We start from the raw sequence: 21,067 nt of genomic DNA on the forward strand, positions 1-21,067 counted from the left end.
TAAAACAATTAGTAAGCTCCTTCTTGAGGAACATCATTTAAAGAATTAATAAAAGCTATAACATCTTGTATTTCATCTTGAGTTAAATTCAATGGATCTGGCGATAATGTTTGATTTGGAACCTCATAAGCTAGACCTATGCCCTGCGCACCACCCAGGTTATAAAACTCTAACACCTCTTCTAATGTATTATAAGCGCCATTGTGAAAATATGGAGCAGTTAATGCCGCATTTCGAATTGTAGTTGTTTTAAATGATTTGTTAAAAATTTGATAACGATCTCTACTTAAACCATTCTCTAATCGCCCAGAATCTGAATCCACAATAAAGGTTCCAGGGTCTTGTAAAACACCTAATACTTCACTTTCATTTTCTTGATATAATGGAGGAATTAACCCACTAAAGGTTGGAGCAAAATGGCAGGTTGCACAGTTTGCCTTACCCATAAACAAGTTAAAACCTCTTTTTGCATCGTCATTAAGATTAGAACTTTCACCACGTATATATTTATCAAAATCACTATTAAAAGACCTTAAGGATATAACGTAGGACGCTAAAGCTGATGAAAATTGATATCTATTTATGAATTCTGAATTATAAATATCTTTAAATCCATCTCGATATACTTTATCTGCATTTAATTTATTTACAATATCTGTAATGCTGGTATTAAACTCTAAATGATTATCAATAACATGCTCTGCTTGGTTTTCCAAATCAAATGCTCTTAAATCATAAAAATATCTATCTGAAAAAACAGCATTTATTAAAGTTGGCGAGTTTCTGTCTAACCATTGCCCAACAATACCTGATTTGGATGTTTTTTCGCCGTCTGCATAGGCAAGGCTTGGAACATGACAAGATGCACAACTTATTCTATTATTATTACTTAAGGTTTTATCAAAAAATAATTTTTCTCCTAACCGTCTTAATTCAGGACTATCTTCTTCTTTTTTTAGAAGACTATAATAATAAGGATTCAAAAAATCGTTAGAAAAAATATTTTCACTTAAAGCATTCCACGATGGTGTCTCATTAAATTTTTCTGCAGAAGTCGGTATATCTAATTCCTGTTGCAGAAATAATAGTTCTTTATAAATTGGATTTAAATACGATTTTATAAAAACCAATCTGTCGAATGTTTCAAAATCCTGATGTTTGTTAAGAAATCGTTGTGCGTCTTTAAATAATTTTTCAATAGACACCTTATGCCTGTTACTTGAATTAATTAAGGGATATAATATTTCTTCTACCCCAAATAAAGAAAAAGAGGCTTCCTCTATGGCATTTAGAGAACCTGGGGTATCAAAACCTGTAATACCTCTACTTAATACTCGAATTAGTTCTAATCTAGAGGCCTCAATAATTTCGAAATTAAAATAATACTTTCTTAATGTGATTGTTTGTTTTAATATTTTAAAAGTAGTTTTAAGTTGTGAAGTGAGTTTTAATAATTCCTCTTTAGCTGTAAATGCTTCTTCTGAAAACAGTAATTCGTCAATACGTTGCAAACCAACAGGTGCCAATATGCTGAATTTCTCACCACTGTAGTGCCCTGCTTCTAACATATCTAGTGGTAAAGAAGTTTTATAATTTTCTATAGATCCCAGATAGTAATTTCCTCTTTCAAAATCCCGACTCGTGGATAGCGGAGACACATGATCTAATGGGGCTCCGTTGATATACGCGTTAATATGTTCAGGGAAATAATACGTCAAGACGCCCTCTACCCGTTTAAAGGCTTTTCTAGTGCTAAGGATTTGCTCTCGAACGTTATTAATTGATTCCTTAGATGCCTCTAAGTTTATAGCAGCTGCATTTAAAACATCAATTTGCTGTTCTATTTTTTTTAATTCCGAATCGATAAAAGCCTTGTAATAAGGATCGGAATCATTTACTTCATCGGTGTTATACCCTTCATCAGCATACCCAAGCAGTCCAAAACCTATACCTCCTAGTATAATTAGGAAACAAAGCGGTTTTTGCAACATTTTAAAAGAGAACTTCATCTTTTATTTTAAAGCAGCAGGATTATCACTCAATGCCTTCATAAATAGCACTAAATTTTCTTTTTCTTGATCTGTTAACAACAAAGGAGCCGATGGCAAGGTCTGATTTACTACCTCTAGTCCCAATCCAGCACCTCCTCCTTGATTATAAAATTCTACAACCTCTTCTAATGAAGTATAGGCACCATTGTGAAAAAATGGCGCTGTGTACATAGTGTTTCTAACTGTAGTTGTTTTAAAGGATTTCTCATAAATCCAAGCTTCTTCCTTATAAATGCCGTTAAGAACCCTACCTCTATCGGTATCGACACCCTTTTCAGGCACGTTTTCTTCAATTAAGACACCAAGAATTTCACTTTCATTTTCATTATAAAAAGGTGGTACAAGACCAGAAAATGTTGGTGCAAAATGACAAGTAGCACAATTGGCTTTCCCCATAAATAAATTAAAGCCTTGCTTAACTCTTTCTGATATATTTTCAGTTTCACCTCTAATATATTTATCGAATTCACTATTAAAAGCACTTAAGGACACTATATACGATGCCAATGCTTTAGAAAGATTTTGACGTGTAATACCTTTTTTTCCAAAAATATTTTCAAAATCTTTTTGATATCCATTGTCTTCTGTTTTCAATTTCTCTAAAATAGAACTATACCCCGTATTGAATTCTGAAGGGTTAAAAATAACATGCTCAGCTTGTTGCTCTAAGGAATAAGCTCTTAAATCATAAAAATAGCGATCGGCATAAACGGCATTTAGTAGTGTTGGTGAATTTCTTAAAACTGTTTTTCCTTGAATACTACTCAATGATTTTGGAAGCCCATCCGTAAATGCTTTATCAGGCTGATGGCAACTCGCACAACTCATATTATTTTGGCCACTAATACCTGCATCATAAAAAAGTTTTTCTCCAAGATTTTTTAATGCTTCACTATCTTCACTCTTTGTCAGTTCTGTATAACTGTAAGGGTTTAAAAAGTTAACATCAAAAATAGATTCACTGGATCTATTCCACCCACTTATCTGTTCTAAATTTTTGTCTAAATTTTCTGCCTGAAAATATTTCAACTCCTTATATAAAGGATCCATATAGTCTTTTAGAAATTGTAATCTGTCAAAATTTTCAAAATCGTTCTTACCATTTAAGAATTTGATGGATGAACTAAAAAGCGTTATACATGTGATATAGTTATCTACTGATTGTTGAGGCAAATACAAACTTTTAAAATAAGACTGCATAGCCTCTAATGAAGCTTTTGTTTCTTCTATAGCATTTAGAGACCCTGGTGTATCAAAACCTGTAAGCCCTAGCGTGTAAAGCCTTACCAATTGCAAACGCATAACATCTATGCTGTTCTTTTTTTTAATGGGGTCGTTATAGAGGCGATCAAATAATGTTAAATATTTACTTTTTAATCGTTTGTTAAGGTCATAAATTAAAGGGACATTTTTTAAAACCTCCTCTGAATAGACTAATTCATCCAAAACTTGTAGCCCTTCGGGCTCTAATATTGAAGTAGAATTTTCAAACTCTAAACGTAATAATGGCGCACCGTTAATGTGTTTTTTAATATATTCAGGATAGTGATATGCTAAATAGAACTCAATCCTTTTGTACTGTAATCTCGACTTAGAGACAGCTTTTTTCAAATCTTCAATAGTAACAGTTCCGCTTAAATACATTTCTGAAATAGCCTCCATTTCAGAGAAAACCTTATAGGTTTTAAGCAGTTCGTTCCTAACAAAATCATCACTTTGCAAGAGCTCATCCTTTTGAGAATTGAACGAAAGAAGAATTCCAAGGAGTATAACACCACCCGTTACCATAAAAATTCTTAAAAACCCTATAGATTTAAACATTCATTTAATTTTATAAACCAACAAAGGTATATGCGCAATAATAATGGGCTATCAACCTTAGGTTAAGAAATCTTTATAAAAAAATGAGTTTTACTATTTTCCTAGATTTAAAATTCTAATATTATTTTTATACTTCGTAATTTATTATTTTAAATCTTTAGTAGCGTAGGTTGCGACACATGGTGGAATGTTACTAATTACCCAAAAAAACAGCAACTGGAACCATGGATATTTTTCCAACAATGATAGATATACTTCCAATCAATATAATTTTTGCACTAGAGAGTCTTCAATTTTATTATTACTCTCATAAATATTGAGTTGATCTTTGATTTTACAAAGAAATTTTGGACTTTTATTAATTGGTCTGATACTCTTAATTTCAACATGACTTGAAAAGGGCATCGTATGAAGTTGAAATAATAAATAAAGATTAGGGGACAGACATTTTGTATCGCCCCAAATGGAATTGACATGAACAATGTAACTTTCACAGAATCCGAAGATTTAACAGCTCGTCGTTTAGGCATTTATGTTCCTCTTTTTGCTTAGCTTTATACAAAATAAAGAACAATGTCAGATTCCTTTTTCGAAAAAATATACAATCATCCTAATATTAAAAAAGAAGACTATAAAACGATTATAGATGCACATACTAAAGTTGAGTTTCGTAAAAATGACACCATCCTTAAAGAAGGTAAAATAAGCAATGAATATTATTTGATTAAAAAAGGCTTGTTTCGCTCGTATGTTATCGATTATAAAGGTCATGAAATTACTACTGATTTTTTTGGACCCAACGAGATTTTAATCGAAGTAGCTTCATTATTTCTTCGTACACCTTCAAAAGAAAACATCCAAGCTTTAACGGATTGCGAAGTCTATAAAATTGATTTTAATAATTTTCAAAACCTGTATAGCACTATAGATGGTTTTACAGAATGGGGTCGCAGCTGGATGTCTCATCAACTTTTTATGGCAAAACACCGTGCCGTTACTATGCATACACAAAGTGCTTCCCAACGTTATTTAGAACTAATGAATCAGAACCCACAAATAATCAAAGAAATCCCCTTAAAATACATTGCTACTTATTTAGGAATTACGGATACCTCTTTAAGTAGGATAAGAAAAGAAATATTATCTCAAACCGAGAACTTGCCATAAGATAAGATTTTATTGACTTCTTTTTTGGAAATTTGTTAATAACACTTATTTAGAAGGAGATATGACTGATATTAAACAAAAAACATTTAATGAATTTGATAAAACAACTTTAAGGTTATTAAAAACACTTATCACCTTATCAGAAGAGCAAATAAACATTTATCCAAAAAAAGGATGGTCAGCAGGTCAATTAGGAGAACACCTTTTAAAATCGTATGCTTCTGTTGAGACATTGAAGGGCAAAACAAGAAAAACAAATCGACCAATTGACCAAAAATTAGAACCTATTAAAACCCTGTTTTTGGATAATTCTATCAAAATGGATTCGCCACAGGAAATTTTGCCATTTACGGAAAAAATCATCAAAAAAGATTTAATCAAGGACTTAGAAGATAGAATTGGGCAAATTAAAGAAGTTATAAAAATCAAAGATTTATCTGCAACCTGTATTGATTTTTCAATTCCAGAATATGGCGAATTCACAAGGTTTGAATGGATTTGGTTCAATATCTATCACACCCAAAGACACGTTTATCAATTAGAGAATATAATCGGGTTAAATACTATTAAAGAGGTACAATCGAAATGAAAATTCAAGATATAATTCAAACTTATTTTTCTTGTTATGAAAAAAGTGATAAAGAAACATTAGAAAACATTCTTGATAACAGATTTGAAATCAGTAGTCCTCATGACAACAAATTGGATAAATCTTCATATTTGGAAAAGTGTTGGGGATTTAACAAAAGTGTTGAACAGTATCAAATCTTGAAGTTCATAGAAAATACGAATGAAGCTTTTCTAAGCTATAAAGCAATATTGTATGATAAACGTGAAATTGAAAATGCAGAATATTTTAAAATCTTAGGTGGGAGAATTATTAATGTTAAGGTGTATTACGGAAACATTTAAGAGCAATAGAATCATAACACAAAACTAAAGTAATTGCCGACCTACTTTAAATAGATTGAGAAACAAGTCCTAATTTAAACCGAGAACTTGCCATAAGACAAGATTTTATTGCTTTACTTTTTTCACTTTTGTTAAACTAACTCTTTAAAAGATTCAAAAGATGAAAAAAAATAATCCTGTGGTATGGTTCGAAATCTATGTAAACGATATGGATAGAGCTACAACTTTTTACGAAAAAGTACTTCAAACAACATTGGAAGATATGGGCGATCCAACAAATAATTCTATTCAAATGAAATGTTTTCCAAGCGATATGGAAAATTATGGTGCAGCTGGTGCTTTAGTGAAAATGAAAGCGGTTAAACCTTCTACTAACGGTAGTCTTGTTTATTTTGGTTGTGAGGATTGTAAAGTATTAGAAAATAGAGCTGTTGAAAATGGAGCTGAAACTATTCAACCAAAAATGGCTATAGGAGAACACGGTTTTATTTCCATTATCAAAGATACAGAAGGGAACTCAATAGGTTTTCATTCGTTGAATTAAATTGATGATTATGGAAAGCATAGAACATGTCAACTACATCAAAGCTCCAATCGGTGTTGTTTATAATACTTTAACTACTGAAAAAGGGTTAGGAAACGTTTGGACAAAAAAGCTTAAAGTGAAACCTGAAGTTGATTTTATCAATGAATTTGAATTTGATGAAGGCTATATTACGAAATTTAAGATTCTTAAACTTGTAGAAAACAGTAAAATCGTTTGGGAATGCATCGCTTCAGATGAAGAATGGGTAGGTACCAAAGTGTCTTTTGAACTTACTGAGAAAGATAATAAAACAACTGTTATTCTTAAACACTTTAATTGGCGAGAAAGAACCGACTTTTACAGATGGTGTAATTACAATTGGGCTATGTTTTTATTTCGATTGAAAAATTATTGCGAAAACTAAATCAATTTATAATGATAAGTCTATGAAACAACAAATTACCACTTTTCTAACATTTCAAAAAAACAACGCTGAAGAAGCGATGAATTTTTATATCGACTTGTTCGATAGTTCAAAAGTGATTGAAATACAACGCTACGGAAAAGAGGGGCCTGGTAAAGAAGGAACAGTTATAAAAGCCATTTTTGAACTGAATGGTAAACAGTTTATTTGTAGCGACAGTTTTATTCAACACGAATGGGGTTTTACGCCAGCGGTATCTAACTGGGTGGAATGTGAAACCCAAGAAGAAATTGAGTATTTCCACTCAAAACTTTCAGAAAATGGAGAGGTAAAAATGCCTTTAGATAATTATGGGTTTAGCAAACAATTTGCATTTGTAGAGGATAGATTCGGGGTTTCTTGGCAATTGAATTTGGGATAGATTTAAAATAAAAAAAACAATATGAAATGTGATATTTATACCATTTGGGAAACCTACCAAAAGGATTTAAAAGCTTATGTACAAAAACGTGTGTCAAATACAGAAGATGCTAATGACATTGTACAATCGGTACTTATAAAAGTAACCAACTATTGTACGCATAAAAACAATGTTACACACATAAAAGCTTGGCTTTACAAAATCACTCAAAATACCATTATTGACTATTATAAAAAGTCGAATCAAACAACATCAAAAGTGAGCTTTGAGAGTCTAGACTTACTTAATCACCAAGCGTATGATGAAAATATTTTTGTATGGCTGCATAATTTTATGAACAGACTACCAAAGAAATATGCTTTGCCATTATACCTTTCGGATATTAAAGAATTACCTCAAAAAGAAGTCGCAGCACAATTGGGTTTAACTTTAACAGCAACCAAGTCAAGAATTCAAAGGGCAAGAAAAATGTTAAAAGAAAAGTTTGAAGAGTGTGGTAAGATTGAAGCATCAGAGCATCAGTTATTGTCATACCATATAACCAAAACCTGTTGTTTAAAATAAAAAACAAATTATTGCGTCTTTTTGATGTTTCTAAAGTCTTAGAGGTAAATATTAATTTAAATCAAAAAGAAAATGGAAACAAAAAAGGTATTAAAAGTAGAATTCATTCAAGTAGAGATGCCTAGCAATGATAATAATTCTTGTTCAGCTTGCGATACAGTTCAAGGCAAATTAGTTTCTGCAATTCTGGAAGTACAAAAACTATTTGATAATTTGGATTGCGAAATCTTTTTCAAATCAACATCAGTGAAGACGATTGAGGAAGCTGAAAAAGTACAAATCGTAGCTTCTCCAACGATAAGAGTGGGTAACCTTGATTTTTACCCTAATCACGCAACCGATAAATCTGAAAAACGAGAATGGACTTGGAATGGCTTAACAACATCTGAACCCACAAAAGAAATGTTGATAGAGGTTTTGTTAAAAGGATATTTTGAGCCAAAAAAAGAGTTAGAAAAAAAGGAGATGTCAACATACATTCTTCAATACCTAAACAAAGAAAAGGTAACAAGTTCGGACTGTGGGTGTAGTTAAAAACAAAATATTTAACTTTTATAACTCATTCAAATCAAAGAGATGAAACAATTACAAAATAAAGAAATAATCAAGGAGATGTATGATGTAATTCTGAACAGAAAGGAAAAAGGAAAAGCTAACAAATATATCGATAATGAATATCTTTCAAAATTTAATGATGCAAATAAAACACTCTTTGAATCATTCCCAGATATTTTATTTGAAATAGAAAATATATACGGAGACAATGATAATATCGTTACTTTTTATAATTGGACGGGAACACATAAAAGGGGTTATAAGAACATTGCATCTACAGGAAACAATATTAAAGTTAAAGGGGTAAGTGTTTATCTGTTGAAGAATGGTAAAGTAATAAATAGTATTGCAATGCCTGATAAGTTGATGTTTTTTCAGCAGTTAGGTTTAATTCCTAAAGATTTGTTAGAGAAAAGTTTTAACGGTTAAACTGTAGTAGATAAATAAAATAGTATGAAAACAAAACAAATTTGGGCAAACCTTGGTGTAGAAAACATAGAGCGAACTAAAAATTTTTTTAAATCATTGGGCTTTCAGCTAAATGGAAGTCCATCAGATGATTTGGTCAGTTTCTTTTTTGGCCCTGATAATTTTGTGATTCACTTCTTCAAAAAAGAAAAGTTAGAATCAAGTTTGGAAGGTCAATCTGCTGATTTAAAAAACGGCAATGAAGTGATGTTTTCTATGGCAGCAGAAAGCAAAGAAGAATACAACCATTGGGTTACTGAAATAAATAAGGCAGGCGGTGAAATTTTATTCGACTCTAATAAAGACAGGAAAGCTTTTTATGATGATAATGGCTTTTATGTTTGTGTTTTTACCGACCCAGACGGGCATAAGTTTAACCTATTGTATAATGATAATATGTGAGTTTAAAAACGATAAAGATGACCAAAATAATAGCTAGTCCCAATTGCGGTAACTCACCCAAAATGGAATTTTTAAAACAATTTAATATCGCTTTTGCAGAAGGGAATGTTGAGTTCTTAACCGAAGGAGTAACTGACGACATAGTATGGAATGTCATCGGGGATAAAAAAATTGAAGGAATAAAAGCTTTCACGGCTGAATTAGAAAAAATGCAATCCGTAAAAGCATCTGAATTGAGAATTGACCAAATCCTAACTCATGGTAAAGAAGGAGCTGCCAATGGAATGATGGTAATGGTAAACGGAGAGCATTACGCATTTTCAGATTTTTATGTCTTTCAAAGAGCAAAGGGCGAAAAAATAAAAGCAATAACGTCATACTGTATTAAATTATAAATATGAAAACCATTTTTGATATAAATACAAGAGCGCAGTTAATCGGTCGAATTGAGAAACTAAACAATGAAAACAAAGGGCAATGGGGTAAAATGAATGTTTACCAAATGCTAAAACACAATACGTATTGGAATGGATGGATACTTGGAACAGAAGACCATACTTACAAGCAAGCTTTTATGGGTAAAATATTCGGCAAAATAGCGATGAAAAGAATGATAAAAGACGACAAACCATTTGACAAAAATATCCCTACCTCAGATCAATTTAAACCACAAGCCAAAGTTGGCGATTTAGAGTCGGAAAAATTGAAATGGATTGATTTGCTAGGTAATTATGAAAATTATAATAACCCAAATTTTATTCACGATTTCTTTGGCAAAATGACCAAAAAGCAAATAGGAATATTAGTTTACAAACATACAGACCATCATTTAAGACAATTTGGGGTTTGAACTTAATCAGATTTTAAAAAACACTAAAATCAAATTCATACAACGAAAAACAAAGTAATCATGCGAAGAATTGTTCCAAATATTTATTCAAACGACATAGAGAAAAGTAAGCAGTTCTATACTGAGTTTTTAGGAATGGACTTAGCGATGGATTTGGGTTGGGTCTTGACTTTCGTGTCAAAAGAAAACACAACTGCGCAAATTTCAATTTTCAGCAATAACGAAAACAAACCTTTAGATAACTCGGCAATATTTTTATCAATGGAAGTTTCGGACATAGACAACTGGCTTGAACGTGCCAAAAAGCATAAAATTGAAATCGTATATCCAATAACCAATGAAAGTTGGGGCGTAAGACGATTTTTTGTAAAAGATCCCAATGGAGCTACAATCAATTTATTGTCACATTGTGTTTAATTTTTTTAAAAAATAATTAAAAAAGGCTGTCAAAGGGTTGTCACAACTCCTAGTTTTCTTTGTTGTATAAAATTAATAATGGTTATAAAATGATAGAAGTATATAAAACTAATATCTTAAAAAAGAAACAAGCAAAGGCTATAAAGAAACAAATAAAAAATAAGTTTCCTAATTACGGTGTTAATTTTGATCTTGAGGATTGTGATCATATTTTAAGAATCGAAACTTTTAACGAAGCATTAGAAAATGATGCTATTATAAAAATCGTTCAAAAACAGGATTTTGAAATTGAAATTCTAACGGATGAAATTGCTATATTAAGCGTTTAAAATACTATTGTAATGGCATATACAGACAATATTTCAAGACTTTCCCGCTTAACAGCCATTCATTTAAAATTACAATCCAATTTATACGTATCTGTAGCACAATTATCTAAAGAGTTTAATATTAGCAAACGAACTGTTTATAGAGATTTATTGGCTTTAGAACAAGCCAATGTCCCTATTGTGGCTGTAGAGGGGAAAGGGTATACATTAATGGATGGATACAAAATTCCTCCTGTAATGTTTACCGAAACGGAAGCAAATGCACTCATTTTTGCCCAAAAGATGATGGCAAAAACCAAAGACGAATCTCTGATAAATGAATTTAATAATGCCATAGATAAAGTAAAAGCAGTATTGCGAAGTGAAGAGAAATCAAAAGCCGATTTTTTAGCCAATAGAACGTTTATAGGAAAGAATTGGCAAAATGAAAAAACAAGTAATTTTCTTTCTGTAGTACAACGTGGGTTAACAAATTTTAATGTTTTAAAAATTACCTATAAAAAAGAAACTGACTTAGAACCCATTCCTCGAGACATAGAACCTTTTGCTATTTACCATAGTTTTTCAGAAGATTGGATTGTAGTAGCTTGGTGTAGATTGAGAAATGAATTTAGAAACTTTAGAATAGATAGAATCAAAACCATTATTAGTTTACCCGAAAATTTTACTCCACACAAAATGACAATGGAGGAATATGGTGAAATCCAACGGAAAAAATATTTAGCTGAAAATTATTCACATAAGGATACTAACAACTAATATTCTAATATAAAATGAAAAGTCATTCCTTTACAGCAATTATAGAAATGATAGGAATCAATCCATATGTACAAATCCCTGAAACTATTTTAAAAGAAATTTTTGTGCAAGCGGGTAAAACAAAAGGACATATCCCAATCAAAGGAACTGTTAATAAACAACTCTACACTCAAACCTTGCTAAAATACAGTGGGCTATGGCGACTTTATATCAATACAACAATGCTAAAAAATTCACCAAAACGCATCGGAGAAGAAATTAATATTACTATTGAGTTTGATCCCTCAGATAGAACAATAGCACCACACCCTAAGTTTTTAGAAGCATTAAAAAATAACCTAGAAGCAAAATCAAAATTTGATAATTTGTCTCCATCTGCGAAAAAAGAGATGGTGCGTTACATTACCTCATTGAAGACCGAAGAAAGTAGAGATAGAATAATAGAAAGAGCCATTACATATTTGTTAGGAAAAAGTACATTTATTGGAAAAAAAAGTTGGAGTAATGATCAATATACAACATTATATACCTCAAGAACCTCTAAATAGCTTTATCAAACATATGGTATATATAAGAGGGAATTCTTCTAATTCTTACATTAAAGAACTACCAGAAGGTAGTACAAATTTAGTGATTGAGCTCAATGAAAACACAACAAACACCATTTATGAGGATTCCAACTTAAAGAACAAAAAAGCAATAAAACATGCTTGGATTTCAGGAATGCAAAAGCAGGCCATTCTTTATGAAAACAATCCAAATTCTGTAATTATAAGTATTCGTTTTACTATTGGTGGGTTCTACCAACTTACCGGTATTCCAATATCGTTAATAAAACAAAATGGCATTGAAGCGGAAACCGTTTTAGGAAATTCATTTAGAGATTTGTACCAACAGCTTTTAAATACAAAAATAATCTTTAATAAATTTTTGGTGCTGGAAACATATTTTGAAAAGTATACTATTAGTCAAAGCAGAGAAAATAATATTGTTCCTTTTGTAATAAAAAATTTAGAGAAAAACATCAATTGGTTAGTGCATAAATCTGGTTATTCACAGAAGCATATTATTCAAGTATTAAAAAAACAAACTGGTTTTGCGCCAAAATATTTACAAAGGATCGACCGATTTAACCAATTAACACAAGCAATTCAGATACAAAAAGGAAAAATTGACTGGTTTTTTTTGGTCGAAAAATTTGGTTATCATGATCAAGCTCATTTAATCAAAGATTTTAGTCATTTTTCAGGTTCAAAACCAACCGATTATCAGAAATCTCAAATCCTATTAGAAGAAAATAGTTTGGTTCCCGATATGATATTACAACCACAAGACCTACAATTAATTATCTGATTTTTTGATATTAAAACTAAAAGGTAAATTTTTTACAATGAAAAGAATCGTAATAGTTTGAATTTTGTATCAAACAAATTAAATAGAAAATATATGAAACCTTTCAAAATTGCAGTACCTCAAGACGTGTTGAATGATCTTTCAACACGATTAAAACAAACTAGATGGACTGATGAACCCCAAAGTGCCGATTGGAATTATGGAATCAATCCTACTTATCTAAGAGAATTAGTTTCTTATTGGCAAAATGAATACGATTGGAGAAAACACGAAACCATACTTAACGAATTGCCACAGTATACGGTGGAAATAGATGGCGTATCTATCCACTTTATTTATGTGAAAGGAAAAGGTAAAAATCCTAAACCCCTTTTACTAACACACGGTTGGCCAGATAGCTTTTATCGATTTCATAAGGTAATTCCAATGCTCACCGATCCGTTGAGTTATGGCGGAAATGAAAACGAATCATTTGATGTAATAGTTCCTTCAATACCTGGATTTGGTTTCTCCGATAAAAAACCACAGAGCAGTGATAAAACGGCAACGTTATGGATGAAATTGATGACAGAAGTTTTAGGCTACCAAACTTTTTTTGCCGCTGGTGGAGATATAGGTTCAACGATTAGCAAATCTTTAGCAAACCAATATCCATCCTTAATTTCTGCAATTCATTTAACTGATGTGGGCTACCCAAATGGCAAAGAAGATTGGGCTTCCATGTCATCCGAAGAACAGGAATTTGGACAATTTATACAACAGTGGTTTTTTAGAGAAGGTGCTTTCAACATGATACAATCTACAAAACCCCAAACTTTAGGTTATGGATTGAATGATTCTCCAGTAGGTTTAGCGGCTTGGATAGTAGAAAAATTTCATGCTTGGTCTGGACAACCCAAAAACCTTGACGAACATTATTCTAAAGACGAACTCATCACCAATGTGATGATCTATTGGATTACGCAAACAATCAATTCCTCTATTCGTACCTATGTGGAAGAAAGTCATGCCTCTTGGCAAGAAGGTTTAAAGTCTGAACAAAAAGTTGAAGTTCCTACTGGCGTAACTTTGTTTCCCGGAGAAGCTCCTTTTCCTAAAGAATGGGTAGAAAGAAAAGTAAATGTTAAACGATTTAATATTTTGGATCAAGGTAGTCACTTTGCAGCTCTTGATGTTCCTGAATTGTTTACTAAAGAACTTAGAGACCTTTTTTACAATAAAGTGTAATGTTTACCCACTCCAATTTTAAGATAATAGAAACTCAATATTTTATGTTTTTTAAACAAAAAAATAATTTCAGATCCCTTTTCGAAAAAATATACAATCATCCTAACATTATAAAAGAAAATTACAAAACAGTTATAAATGCACACACAAAAGTTGAGTTTCGTAAAAATGAAAACAAACCCTTGGATAACTCGGTAGTGTTTTTATCAATTAAGTTTCGGAAATTGACTCTTGATACGCAGAGGCTAATAAATAAAAATATGAAGATTAAGTGAATTAATTATTTGCCGATGATGATTTTATAATTCACTTTTTGAGTAAGAAAAAACTCACACAAAATCAAAACGTTTAGGAACCTATTGATTTAAAACAAACAAAATGATAACCGTAAAAGTAACTTACACCGTAAAACCTGAATTCGTTCAGAAAAACCAAGAAAACATTAATTTGTTTATGGTTGATTTTAAAAAATTGAGTACAAACGACTTTCAATATGTATCCTATTTATGTGGAGACGGAAAAACCTTTGTCCATCTATCACATTATAAAAATGAGGGAATTCAAAAGCATTTGCTTCAGATTCCCTCATTTCTTTCTTTCCAAAAACATCGGGATGAGAGCGGTTTGGAAGTTTTACCGCAAATTGAAGTAATGCAGTTAGTTGCTTCTTCACAAGATTTACTTAAACATTAAATTAAAACATTTAGGACGCTATTGATAGTTGAGTAAACCGAAAATAATTGAATAACCAGAATTAATTTATAAAAAAATAGGAATGGAAAATATCAAATTACGAGGACTTGCCACCATCAGTTTTTATGCAGACAACCACGAAGTAGCAAAAAAATGGTACAGCGAAATTTTGGGAATGGAACCTTATTTTAATGTACCAGGCTATTCGGAATTTCGACTTGGAGATGATCAGCACGAACTTGGAATTATTGACGGTAAATATGCACCGAAAAATTCAACGAAAGAAGTTGGTGGAGCAATCGCCTATTGGCACGTTGACGAATTAGAAAAAACACTCGATTTACTGGTTTCTAAAGGAGCTAAATTATTTGAACCAATTATCGACAGAAGTGGTGGAAAAATGGCTTTTGTAACAGCTTCTGTAATCGACCCATTTGGAAACGTTCTTGGTATCATGACCAATAAACACTATTTAGAAACTTTAAAAAAAAGAGAATAGGAAATGGAAATGAAAGATGGAAAACCAGCCATATACTGTAAAACAAGAAAAGAGTGGCGAAAGTGGTTAAGTGAAAACTGTGAAACAGAAAAAACAGTTTGGCTAATTCTTCATAAAAAGAATAGTAAAAAAGAGTGTGTAAATTTAATTGAAGCTACTGAAGAAGCGGTATGCTTCGGTTGGATTGATAGCCTTTGCAAGAAACGTGATGAAGAAAGTTATTACTTGACATTCACGCCTCGAAATATAAAGAGGAGCAATTGGAGCGATAGGAATATTGAACGTGCTGAACGAATGATTGAGCAAGGGTTGATGACTGAGAACGGACTAAAATTTATAGAAATTGCTAAAGAAAAAGGCAAATGGAAAGAAACTTATACAGATAATCTAGTTGACAGCAGACATTTTAACTTAGATGAGTAGTACTATTGATAAAAATAGAAATCACTATATAGAGCGTCTTAATAAAGTATTTGACTACATAGACGAAAACATTGAATCAGAGTTTAATCTTGACGATTTATCAAAAACCTCTAATTTCTCAAAATTTCATTTTTCCAGAGTATTTAATGCTATGGTTGGTGAAACACCTTTTGAATTTATTCAAAGAATAAAACTAGAGAGAGCAAATATCTTATTAAGGTTAAAACCAAATCTAACGATAACTGAAATCGCTTATGAAAGTGGTTTTAATGATTTATCCGTTTTTTCACGTCAATTTACATATCATTTTAAAACCTCACCAACTGCATTTAGAAAGCAGAAAATACAAAAGAGCAATATTAGTCAAACAATTTTTTCAAAGCTAAATACTTTTGTTCTGAACTTAAAAAATATAACAAAATGGAACAATTAGTAGAAGCAAACATTAAATCAATGCCAGAAAAAGCTATTGCTTATATAAAGCACGTGGGCTCTTATAAGCAAAGTGCAGGAGTTTACGAAAAACTATTTGGTCAATTATTTGAATGGGCGGGCAAAAATGATTTACTAAAACATAATCCTGAATCAATAGTAATTCATCATGATGACCCGGATGTGACACCTGACGAAAAACAAAGAATGAGTGTTTGTATTACCATTCCAGAAAACACCAAAACAGATGGTGAAATTGGGAAAACTGTAATTTCAGGAGGGAAGTATTATATTGCTAAGTTTAAGATTAAACCTCAAGAAATCGGTCAGGCCTGGAATTGGATATATGGCGAAGGAATTCCTTCAGCAGGTTATCACCCTATTGACCAAATTCCTTATCAAAATTATCCAGAGGCACCAAAAGATGGAAGTTTTATCATAGAATTTTGTATTCCTGTAGAAAAAGTATGATACAAAAGGAGCAAAAAATTCTACGACTAATTCAATACTACCTTCTTTGAATGTTGATAGAATACAAATATTAAATCAAAGCGGTTTGGTAAGAAATCGAACCGCTTTTCATATTTCCTGATACTGAAAAATGTAAAATCAATTAATATACTCCTCAAAATTAAATAACTTTAATCGGTCTAAACGTAAATTTATCAGTTATGAGATTGGAAATAAAACTTAGGTATCACATAGAACAAACCATCACGCTCACTGATGACGAGTTTGAACACGTACTATTATATTTCAAACCAAAGGTGTTTAAAAAACATCATCTCATTATTCAACAAGGAGATGATGTACGAGAGGAGTACTTTGTGGCCAAAGGATTGATGAAGGCCGCTCAGATCACTCATGAAGGTAAAGAGCACATCATGCATTTTGCCATGGAAAACTGGTGGATCACCGATTCCGAAGCTTTTCATAATAGTACTAAAGCAAGCATGTCTATAGATTGCTTAGAAGACACTAGTGTTTTTGCTCTAACACTTGAGAATAAGGAAAGAATGTGTCGTGATTTGCAAAAAATGGAATACTTCTTTCGTAAGAAAACAACTGCTGGATACATCGCCTTACAAAGAAGGATAATGTGCCTGATCAGCAGTAAAGCAAGCGACCGGTATCATTATTTATTGGAACAATATCCTGATTTGATTCAGCGCATTCCTAAAACTATGATTGCTTCATACTTAGGCGTTTCTAGAGAAACACTTAGTCGTCTCCTGCATGCTTAGTGTGACATTTCTCACATCATATCTGTGATAATCCTCCTGTGATTTGAGCTTTTCATATTTCAACTTTGCTGAATAGAAAAACAATAGAAATAATGGAATACAGAAATTTAGGAAATTCAGGATTAAAAGTACCTATATTAAGCCTTGGAACAGGTACTTTTGGAGGAACCAACGAATTTTTTCAGCGTTGGGGTCAAACAGATGTAAAAGAAGCTACTAGACTTATTGACATTTGTATTGAAAGAGGAGTCAACTTTTTTGATACAGCCAATGTCTATTCTAATGGCGACTCAGAAATTGTTTTAGGTAAAGCATTGAAAGCCAAAAGAGATAAAACAATCATTTCTACCAAGGCTACTTTTCAAATGGGCGAGCATCCCAATGAAAAAGGCTCGTCTCGATATCACTTAATGAATGCGCTTGACGATAGTTTAAAACGATTGAATACAGATTATATCGATTTGTTTTTAATGCATGGTTTCGACCAAAACACACCTATTGAAGAAACATTAAGAACTCTTGATAATATGGTAAAAAGTGGAAAAGTAAGATATATAGGATGCTCAAATTTTGCTTCTTGGCAATTGATGAAATCACTTTCTATTTCAGAGAAGTTAAATTTGGAAAAATATATTGTTTATCAAGGCTATTATTCGCTAATCGGTAGGGATTACGAACAAGAATTAATGCCCCTTTTGGAAGACCAAAATATGGGATTGATGGCGTGGAGTCCATTAGGTTGGGGAAGATTGACAGGGAAAATAAAAAGAGGAATGGAAATGAAAAGTGGTAGGATAAAGTCTGGTGGAGATATTGGGGCTCCACCAGTTGATGATGAATTCTTATTTAATGTAGTGGATGTTTTGGAAAAAATTAGTAATGAAATTGGAAAATCTATACCACAAATTGCGATCAATTGGGTACTTCAAAATAAAAGTGTTTCTAATATAGTTATTGGAGCAAGAAATGAAAAACAGCTACTCTCAAACTTGGATTCTGTAGGATGGCATTTATCAGAAGAGCATATAAAACAACTTAACGAAATTTCTAAACAACAACTAATTTATCCGCATTGGGTGGGAGAAAGGTAAATATAATTTCATACTTATTTAATAAGGAATTATGTTTTGCATAGTAAAAAATGACGGCTTTGTGTGCCGTCATTTTAGTTTAAAGTTCCTTCTAAACACCTGTTATTAGGTATAATGTCTTAGAGAGTGATTTTTCTAACTCTACCAGAATAATAATCTAAAGAATATTTTCCAGCCCCAGTAAAAAATAGACAAGCTGAGATAGTCAGAAATAACAAAGCGAGTTCGGAAGAACCTGAACCAAAAGCACTTCTGCCATCAGCTAAAACGAACCATTCAGGGAAAAATAAATATTTAGAACCAATTCCTTCGGAAGTACCTCTAACAGTCAATCTTAATAACGGATCTGAAGATGTAATATGAAAAACAACAGCAACTGCCATTGTAATTCCAATACCTAAAGAAGCAATAGGAACAAAAAAACCAAAAATAAGTACCAAACCACCAATTACCTCAAAAAACACAGCACATAGTTGAAGTAACCCCGGAATGGAATCACCCATCCAGGATGTTGGGAAAAAAACCTTTGGAAAGCCGTGCATAAATAAAGTAAAGCCTGCAACCAACCTTAATATCAATATTCCCTTTGAACTGTAATTATCAAGATACTCTCTTGTAATAAATATTTTTCTCATTATTTTTTATGTTTTAAATTTTCTTTTACAAAGAAACTCAGTACTTTTGAATTGAGCAAGTACCTACAAAATTGTATGTACTAACATTAAAGTAAGAAATGAGAAAAGAAAATTCAACAAATACGCTAAATAAAGAAAATTTAGAATCAAGCTGCGGAATGGCTTACGCCATAGCCATACTTAGCGGGAGATGGAAATTAAGTATAATAGGGTATCTATTGGCTAATAAAAAACTGAGATATGGTGAGTTAAAGCGAAAAATCGAAGGGATTTCTGAAAGAATGCTGATTTCTCAACTAAAAGAATTACAAGCTGATAACCTAGTAGAAAGAATTGCATATCCTGAAGTGCCACCAAGGGTCGAATATAAACTTTCAGAAAAAGGTAAATCACTAGAAAATATCCTGAATGAATTATCAAAATGGGGAAGAATGAATTACAAAGAAAACTATAGTTAGTATAATAAAGTTTTGGTTAACTATGACACCACAAAGCACACTTACTCGCCTTACACAAATCGATAGCAATAAGCCGAAAAAATGACTTAGAAAGTATTGTCTCAATAATGAAGAGCAAGTAGTCTTTAGGATAGAAACTAAAATTATCAAAAAATAATTACTATCATTCTTTATTGGGAAAAACAGATAGTAATAAAGCTATCTCTATGACAAATTATTCAAAAATTCCCCATTTTCACTAACAACCTGATTCCCCCATTCCGTAATTGCTACTAAAACCGGAACGAAACTTTTTCCTAAATCGGTTAAACTGTAAATAACTTTTATAGGCGGCTTTTTTCCATAAACCTTCCTTGATACCAAGCCGTCTTTCTCTAATTTTTTTAGCTGTAAACTTAACGTCATTTCTGTAATAATAGGCATTTCCTTACGAAGTTCATTATATCTTTTTGCTTCATCTTTTAAATGGTAAAGTATTACGGCTTTCCATTTTCCACCCACCAAATCTAAGGTAAGACTAATGGTACAGGGATACACTTTTCCTTTTAATTTTACACAATCACCAATACATTCTGTATTCATTTTTAACTTATTTAAACCTATCCATATTGATAGGTATTGCAGAAGAAAATTACTAAAATTAGTTTTGTAACTAAAATAAATATAGTATAAAAATGAAAATTCTTGTAATTCTTGCACATCCCGAAGAAAAAAGTTTCAACGCATCCTTGTTTAATACAACAATTAATACATTAGAAAACGTTGGTCATGAAGTAAAGTCCTCTGATTTGTATAAAATGAATTTTCAGCCTGTGAGCGGAAAAGATAACTTTAGTAAATTGGAAAACCCTAATTTCTTTAAACAACAAACAGAAGAGTTATTTGCCGTAAAGAATAATACTTTTTTAGATGATATTGTGTTAGAACAAGAAAAAGTAGAATGGTGCGACATAATGATTTGGCATTTTCCATTATATTGGTTTTCAGTCCCAGCAATATTAAAAGGTTGGGTTGATAAAGTTTTCACGATGGGAAAATTTTATGACAATGGAAGAATTTATGAAAATGGCTATTCGGTTGGAAAAAGAGCCCTTATGTCCTTAACAACTGGCGGACCTAGAAATAATTATACAGCCGATAAATATGGAGATATAAATTCAATTTTATTTCCTATACATCGTGGTATTTTTGAATTTCTTGGTTTTAAAGCTTTAAAACCAGAAGTCATATATTCAACAGAACGATTAACTGAAGAAGAAAGAAAAAACATACTAAAGAATTGGTCTGACAGGCTAACAAAAATTGAAATAGAATTTGCTGCGAATAATAATTGAGTAAACCGAAAA

Annotated in this window: 31 protein-coding genes; 27 read left to right on the forward strand and 4 right to left on the reverse strand. The window is 31.7% G+C overall.

Features of this window, described 5'->3' with window-relative positions; translation table 11 throughout:
* Nucleotides 1-8: 8 nt before the first annotated feature.
* Together Q4566_RS15835 and Q4566_RS15840 are read right to left on the reverse strand one after the other, a co-directional pair.
* Complete coding sequence (locus Q4566_RS15835) at nucleotides 9-2,009, reverse strand: cytochrome-c peroxidase (protein ID WP_303423319.1); 2,001 nt, start codon at nucleotides 2,007-2,009, stop codon at nucleotides 9-11.
* Between the two features lie 3 nt (nucleotides 2,010-2,012).
* Nucleotides 2,013-3,872 carry a cytochrome-c peroxidase gene (locus Q4566_RS15840; RefSeq protein ID WP_303423321.1) on the reverse strand — a complete coding sequence of 620 codons (1,860 nt, stop codon included), beginning with the start codon at nucleotides 3,870-3,872 and terminating at the stop codon, nucleotides 2,013-2,015.
* Between the two features lie 573 nt (nucleotides 3,873-4,445).
* Here Q4566_RS15840 and Q4566_RS15845 point away from each other — a divergent pair.
* From Q4566_RS15845 to Q4566_RS15965, 25 genes are all read left to right on the forward strand, one after another.
* Nucleotides 4,446-5,039, forward strand: a complete 594-nt coding sequence (locus tag Q4566_RS15845; protein WP_303423323.1) for a Crp/Fnr family transcriptional regulator — start codon at nucleotides 4,446-4,448, stop codon at nucleotides 5,037-5,039.
* Nucleotides 5,040-5,100: 61 nt separating this feature from the next.
* Nucleotides 5,101-5,628: a DinB family protein gene (locus tag Q4566_RS15850; RefSeq protein WP_303423325.1), complete on the forward strand. Its 528-nt coding sequence runs from the start codon at nucleotides 5,101-5,103 to the stop codon at nucleotides 5,626-5,628.
* A complete protein-coding gene (locus Q4566_RS15855; RefSeq protein ID WP_303423327.1) occupies nucleotides 5,625-5,951 on the forward strand; it encodes a hypothetical protein in 327 nt (108 codons plus the stop codon). Before Q4566_RS15850 ends, Q4566_RS15855 begins: the two co-directional genes overlap by 4 nt.
* A 160-nt stretch (nucleotides 5,952-6,111) precedes the next feature.
* Complete coding sequence (locus Q4566_RS15860; RefSeq protein WP_303423329.1) at nucleotides 6,112-6,495, forward strand: VOC family protein; 384 nt, start codon at nucleotides 6,112-6,114, stop codon at nucleotides 6,493-6,495.
* Nucleotides 6,496-6,505: 10 nt separating this feature from the next.
* Nucleotides 6,506-6,901 (forward strand): SRPBCC domain-containing protein, encoded by a 396-nt coding sequence (locus Q4566_RS15865; protein ID WP_303423331.1) that lies wholly within the window; start codon nucleotides 6,506-6,508, stop codon nucleotides 6,899-6,901.
* Nucleotides 6,902-6,923: 22 nt separating this feature from the next.
* The gene (locus Q4566_RS15870) at nucleotides 6,924-7,322 is read left to right on the forward strand and encodes a VOC family protein (protein ID WP_303423333.1); all 399 of its coding nucleotides are present in this window, start codon (nucleotides 6,924-6,926) and stop codon (nucleotides 7,320-7,322) included.
* 21 nt (nucleotides 7,323-7,343) lie between these two features.
* Nucleotides 7,344-7,886, forward strand: coding sequence for a sigma-70 family RNA polymerase sigma factor (locus Q4566_RS15875; RefSeq protein ID WP_303423335.1), 543 nt, complete (start codon nucleotides 7,344-7,346; stop codon nucleotides 7,884-7,886).
* A 72-nt stretch (nucleotides 7,887-7,958) separates the two neighbouring features.
* Nucleotides 7,959-8,420 (forward strand): DUF2703 domain-containing protein, encoded by a 462-nt coding sequence (locus tag Q4566_RS15880; RefSeq protein WP_303423337.1) that lies wholly within the window; start codon nucleotides 7,959-7,961, stop codon nucleotides 8,418-8,420.
* Between the two features lie 42 nt (nucleotides 8,421-8,462).
* Complete coding sequence (locus Q4566_RS15885; RefSeq protein ID WP_303423339.1) at nucleotides 8,463-8,870, forward strand: ester cyclase; 408 nt, start codon at nucleotides 8,463-8,465, stop codon at nucleotides 8,868-8,870.
* Nucleotides 8,871-8,894: 24 nt separating this feature from the next.
* Nucleotides 8,895-9,311, forward strand: a complete 417-nt coding sequence (locus tag Q4566_RS15890) for a VOC family protein (protein WP_303423341.1) — start codon at nucleotides 8,895-8,897, stop codon at nucleotides 9,309-9,311.
* A 17-nt stretch (nucleotides 9,312-9,328) separates the two neighbouring features.
* Nucleotides 9,329-9,706, forward strand: a complete 378-nt coding sequence (locus Q4566_RS15895) for a nuclear transport factor 2 family protein (RefSeq protein ID WP_303423343.1) — start codon at nucleotides 9,329-9,331, stop codon at nucleotides 9,704-9,706.
* Between the two features lie 2 nt (nucleotides 9,707-9,708).
* Nucleotides 9,709-10,161: a DUF1569 domain-containing protein gene (locus tag Q4566_RS15900; RefSeq protein ID WP_303423346.1), complete on the forward strand. Its 453-nt coding sequence runs from the start codon at nucleotides 9,709-9,711 to the stop codon at nucleotides 10,159-10,161.
* Between the two features lie 60 nt (nucleotides 10,162-10,221).
* Entirely contained in the window at nucleotides 10,222-10,578 is a 357-nt protein-coding gene (locus Q4566_RS15905) for a VOC family protein (protein WP_303423348.1), read from the forward strand.
* 89 nt (nucleotides 10,579-10,667) lie between these two features.
* Entirely contained in the window at nucleotides 10,668-10,907 is a 240-nt protein-coding gene (locus Q4566_RS15910) for a hypothetical protein (RefSeq protein WP_303423350.1), read from the forward strand.
* A gap of 12 nt (nucleotides 10,908-10,919) precedes the next feature.
* A complete protein-coding gene (locus Q4566_RS15915) occupies nucleotides 10,920-11,666 on the forward strand; it encodes a YafY family protein (protein WP_303423352.1) in 747 nt (248 codons plus the stop codon).
* A 14-nt stretch (nucleotides 11,667-11,680) separates the two neighbouring features.
* Nucleotides 11,681-12,214: a YdeI/OmpD-associated family protein gene (locus tag Q4566_RS15920; RefSeq protein WP_303423354.1), complete on the forward strand. Its 534-nt coding sequence runs from the start codon at nucleotides 11,681-11,683 to the stop codon at nucleotides 12,212-12,214.
* Entirely contained in the window at nucleotides 12,150-13,019 is an 870-nt protein-coding gene (locus Q4566_RS15925; protein ID WP_303423356.1) for a DUF6597 domain-containing transcriptional factor, read from the forward strand. The genes Q4566_RS15920 and Q4566_RS15925 overlap by 65 nt, the downstream gene beginning before the upstream one ends.
* 93 nt (nucleotides 13,020-13,112) lie before the next feature.
* Nucleotides 13,113-14,246 (forward strand): epoxide hydrolase family protein, encoded by a 1,134-nt coding sequence (locus tag Q4566_RS15930; RefSeq protein WP_303423358.1) that lies wholly within the window; start codon nucleotides 13,113-13,115, stop codon nucleotides 14,244-14,246.
* Nucleotides 14,247-14,624: 378 nt separating this feature from the next.
* Nucleotides 14,625-14,939 (forward strand): hypothetical protein, encoded by a 315-nt coding sequence (locus Q4566_RS15935; RefSeq protein WP_303423360.1) that lies wholly within the window; start codon nucleotides 14,625-14,627, stop codon nucleotides 14,937-14,939.
* Nucleotides 14,940-15,021: 82 nt separating this feature from the next.
* Nucleotides 15,022-15,438 carry a VOC family protein gene (locus Q4566_RS15940; RefSeq protein ID WP_303423362.1) on the forward strand — a complete coding sequence of 139 codons (417 nt, stop codon included), beginning with the start codon at nucleotides 15,022-15,024 and terminating at the stop codon, nucleotides 15,436-15,438.
* Between the two features lie 3 nt (nucleotides 15,439-15,441).
* On the forward strand, nucleotides 15,442-15,861 hold the full coding sequence (locus Q4566_RS15945) for a YdeI family protein (protein WP_303423364.1): 420 nt from the start codon (nucleotides 15,442-15,444) through the stop codon (nucleotides 15,859-15,861).
* The gene (locus tag Q4566_RS15950) at nucleotides 15,854-16,294 is read left to right on the forward strand and encodes an AraC family transcriptional regulator (RefSeq protein WP_303423366.1); all 441 of its coding nucleotides are present in this window, start codon (nucleotides 15,854-15,856) and stop codon (nucleotides 16,292-16,294) included. Before Q4566_RS15945 ends, Q4566_RS15950 begins: the two co-directional genes overlap by 8 nt.
* Entirely contained in the window at nucleotides 16,282-16,764 is a 483-nt protein-coding gene (locus tag Q4566_RS15955) for a GyrI-like domain-containing protein (RefSeq protein WP_303423368.1), read from the forward strand. The genes Q4566_RS15950 and Q4566_RS15955 overlap by 13 nt, the downstream gene beginning before the upstream one ends.
* A 200-nt stretch (nucleotides 16,765-16,964) precedes the next feature.
* On the forward strand, nucleotides 16,965-17,537 hold the full coding sequence (locus Q4566_RS15960) for a Crp/Fnr family transcriptional regulator (RefSeq protein ID WP_368506604.1): 573 nt from the start codon (nucleotides 16,965-16,967) through the stop codon (nucleotides 17,535-17,537).
* A gap of 92 nt (nucleotides 17,538-17,629) precedes the next feature.
* Complete coding sequence (locus tag Q4566_RS15965) at nucleotides 17,630-18,628, forward strand: aldo/keto reductase (RefSeq protein ID WP_303423370.1); 999 nt, start codon at nucleotides 17,630-17,632, stop codon at nucleotides 18,626-18,628.
* 119 nt (nucleotides 18,629-18,747) lie between these two features.
* On the opposite strand, the gene Q4566_RS15970 is transcribed toward Q4566_RS15965, so the two are convergent.
* Nucleotides 18,748-19,263 (reverse strand): DoxX family protein, encoded by a 516-nt coding sequence (locus tag Q4566_RS15970; RefSeq protein ID WP_303423372.1) that lies wholly within the window; start codon nucleotides 19,261-19,263, stop codon nucleotides 18,748-18,750.
* Nucleotides 19,264-19,361: 98 nt separating this feature from the next.
* On the opposite strand from Q4566_RS15970, the gene Q4566_RS15975 reads away from it, so the two are divergent.
* Nucleotides 19,362-19,721, forward strand: coding sequence for a helix-turn-helix domain-containing protein (locus Q4566_RS15975; RefSeq protein ID WP_303423374.1), 360 nt, complete (start codon nucleotides 19,362-19,364; stop codon nucleotides 19,719-19,721).
* A 204-nt stretch (nucleotides 19,722-19,925) separates the two neighbouring features.
* Here Q4566_RS15975 and Q4566_RS15980 read toward each other — a convergent pair whose 3' ends face one another.
* Entirely contained in the window at nucleotides 19,926-20,303 is a 378-nt protein-coding gene (locus tag Q4566_RS15980; protein WP_303423376.1) for a helix-turn-helix domain-containing protein, read from the reverse strand.
* A gap of 92 nt (nucleotides 20,304-20,395) precedes the next feature.
* Between Q4566_RS15980 and Q4566_RS15985 the strand changes: the two genes are divergently transcribed.
* The gene (locus tag Q4566_RS15985; RefSeq protein WP_303423378.1) at nucleotides 20,396-21,055 is read left to right on the forward strand and encodes an NAD(P)H-dependent oxidoreductase; all 660 of its coding nucleotides are present in this window, start codon (nucleotides 20,396-20,398) and stop codon (nucleotides 21,053-21,055) included.
* The last annotated feature ends 12 nt before the right edge of the window (nucleotides 21,056-21,067 follow it).

The organism is Tamlana sp. 2_MG-2023, assembly GCF_030548465.1.
In the GTDB taxonomy this organism is placed as follows: domain Bacteria; phylum Bacteroidota; class Bacteroidia; order Flavobacteriales; family Flavobacteriaceae; genus Pseudotamlana.

Coding starts and splice junctions, on each gene's coding strand:
- Q4566_RS15840 (WP_303423321.1), bottom strand. CDS start 3,872: ATGTTTAAATCTATAGGGTTTTTAAGAATTTTTATGGTAACGGGTGGT.
- Q4566_RS15930 (WP_303423358.1), top strand. CDS start 13,113: ATGAAACCTTTCAAAATTGCAGTACCTCAAGACGTGTTGAATGATCTT.
- Q4566_RS15965 (WP_303423370.1), top strand. CDS start 17,630: ATGGAATACAGAAATTTAGGAAATTCAGGATTAAAAGTACCTATATTA.
- Q4566_RS15940 (WP_303423362.1), top strand. CDS start 15,022: ATGGAAAATATCAAATTACGAGGACTTGCCACCATCAGTTTTTATGCA.
- Q4566_RS15880 (WP_303423337.1), top strand. CDS start 7,959: ATGGAAACAAAAAAGGTATTAAAAGTAGAATTCATTCAAGTAGAGATG.
- Q4566_RS15875 (WP_303423335.1), top strand. CDS start 7,344: ATGAAATGTGATATTTATACCATTTGGGAAACCTACCAAAAGGATTTA.
- Q4566_RS15955 (WP_303423368.1), top strand. CDS start 16,282: ATGGAACAATTAGTAGAAGCAAACATTAAATCAATGCCAGAAAAAGCT.
- Q4566_RS15885 (WP_303423339.1), top strand. CDS start 8,463: ATGAAACAATTACAAAATAAAGAAATAATCAAGGAGATGTATGATGTA.
- Q4566_RS15975 (WP_303423374.1), top strand. CDS start 19,362: ATGAGAAAAGAAAATTCAACAAATACGCTAAATAAAGAAAATTTAGAA.
- Q4566_RS15855 (WP_303423327.1), top strand. CDS start 5,625: ATGAAAATTCAAGATATAATTCAAACTTATTTTTCTTGTTATGAAAAA.
- Q4566_RS15960 (WP_368506604.1), top strand. CDS start 16,965: ATGAGATTGGAAATAAAACTTAGGTATCACATAGAACAAACCATCACG.
- Q4566_RS15910 (WP_303423350.1), top strand. CDS start 10,668: ATGATAGAAGTATATAAAACTAATATCTTAAAAAAGAAACAAGCAAAG.
- Q4566_RS15945 (WP_303423364.1), top strand. CDS start 15,442: ATGGAAATGAAAGATGGAAAACCAGCCATATACTGTAAAACAAGAAAA.
- Q4566_RS15850 (WP_303423325.1), top strand. CDS start 5,101: ATGACTGATATTAAACAAAAAACATTTAATGAATTTGATAAAACAACT.
- Q4566_RS15865 (WP_303423331.1), top strand. CDS start 6,506: ATGGAAAGCATAGAACATGTCAACTACATCAAAGCTCCAATCGGTGTT.
- Q4566_RS15920 (WP_303423354.1), top strand. CDS start 11,681: ATGAAAAGTCATTCCTTTACAGCAATTATAGAAATGATAGGAATCAAT.
- Q4566_RS15970 (WP_303423372.1), bottom strand. CDS start 19,263: ATGAGAAAAATATTTATTACAAGAGAGTATCTTGATAATTACAGTTCA.
- Q4566_RS15905 (WP_303423348.1), top strand. CDS start 10,222: ATGCGAAGAATTGTTCCAAATATTTATTCAAACGACATAGAGAAAAGT.
- Q4566_RS15980 (WP_303423376.1), bottom strand. CDS start 20,303: ATGAATACAGAATGTATTGGTGATTGTGTAAAATTAAAAGGAAAAGTG.
- Q4566_RS15935 (WP_303423360.1), top strand. CDS start 14,625: ATGATAACCGTAAAAGTAACTTACACCGTAAAACCTGAATTCGTTCAG.
- Q4566_RS15835 (WP_303423319.1), bottom strand. CDS start 2,009: ATGAAGTTCTCTTTTAAAATGTTGCAAAAACCGCTTTGTTTCCTAATT.
- Q4566_RS15870 (WP_303423333.1), top strand. CDS start 6,924: ATGAAACAACAAATTACCACTTTTCTAACATTTCAAAAAAACAACGCT.
- Q4566_RS15890 (WP_303423341.1), top strand. CDS start 8,895: ATGAAAACAAAACAAATTTGGGCAAACCTTGGTGTAGAAAACATAGAG.
- Q4566_RS15915 (WP_303423352.1), top strand. CDS start 10,920: ATGGCATATACAGACAATATTTCAAGACTTTCCCGCTTAACAGCCATT.
- Q4566_RS15860 (WP_303423329.1), top strand. CDS start 6,112: ATGAAAAAAAATAATCCTGTGGTATGGTTCGAAATCTATGTAAACGAT.
- Q4566_RS15845 (WP_303423323.1), top strand. CDS start 4,446: ATGTCAGATTCCTTTTTCGAAAAAATATACAATCATCCTAATATTAAA.
- Q4566_RS15950 (WP_303423366.1), top strand. CDS start 15,854: ATGAGTAGTACTATTGATAAAAATAGAAATCACTATATAGAGCGTCTT.
- Q4566_RS15900 (WP_303423346.1), top strand. CDS start 9,709: ATGAAAACCATTTTTGATATAAATACAAGAGCGCAGTTAATCGGTCGA.
- Q4566_RS15985 (WP_303423378.1), top strand. CDS start 20,396: ATGAAAATTCTTGTAATTCTTGCACATCCCGAAGAAAAAAGTTTCAAC.
- Q4566_RS15895 (WP_303423343.1), top strand. CDS start 9,329: ATGACCAAAATAATAGCTAGTCCCAATTGCGGTAACTCACCCAAAATG.